Source organism: Aphanothece microscopica RSMan92, assembly GCF_046613545.2.
GTDB lineage: Bacteria > Cyanobacteriota > Cyanobacteriia > PCC-6307 > Cyanobiaceae > NIES-981.
In genome coordinates, this window is sequence record NZ_JBKKKY020000360.1 from 1 (window position 1) to 575 (window position 575).

Here is a 575-nt window from a genome sequence, read left to right on the forward strand (position 1 = left end):
CTTGGCCCGGTCGGTGCGCAACCTGGGCGAAATAGTCGAGGAACTGGACGGCAAGCGGGTTGGCCTTCGGGTCCTGGACCTTGGCTTGGACACGTCCAATGCAACCGGCAAGCTGATGCTGAACGTCCTTGGGGCTGTGGCCCAGTTCGAACGGGAAATGATGCTGGAACGGCAGAGGGAAGGCATCGCCAAGGCCAAGGCTGAGGGGAAGTATCGGGGCCGGAAACCCACGGCACAGTTGATGCTGGCTGAGGCACGGTCCCTGCTGGCTGCCGGGGAGACCAAGCGGGCCATCGCCCAGAAGCTCGGCATCTCGGAACGGTCGGTCTACCGCGTCACCAAAGCGGCCTGATCGCGGACCCCGCAAACAACCAAACTGCACAGGAGAGACGAATGCTGCGGATGATTATCTCCGTTTACAAGGTGATGCTGCTGATCGGCAGTCTGCTGGCGCTGGTCACCATCATCTGGGGAGGCCTTGTTGCTCTGATAGAGGGTGCAACACCTTTCGAACGAGGGTCCGGACTTGGAGCGATAGGCTTTGGAACCTTCTCGGTGATCATCATTGCTGGGGC

Annotated in this window: 2 protein-coding genes; both read left to right on the top strand. The window is 60.7% G+C overall.

Going from position 1 to position 575, the window contains the following annotated elements; genetic code table 11:
• On the top strand, nt 1-352 hold a 352-nt coding region (locus ACLD7X_RS17995; RefSeq protein ID WP_411425057.1), incomplete at its 5' end, for a recombinase family protein.
• A 41-nt stretch (nt 353-393) separates the two neighbouring features.
• Nucleotides 394-575: hypothetical protein (locus ACLD7X_RS18000; RefSeq protein ID WP_425625468.1), on the top strand; the 182-nt coding region annotated here is incomplete at its 3' end.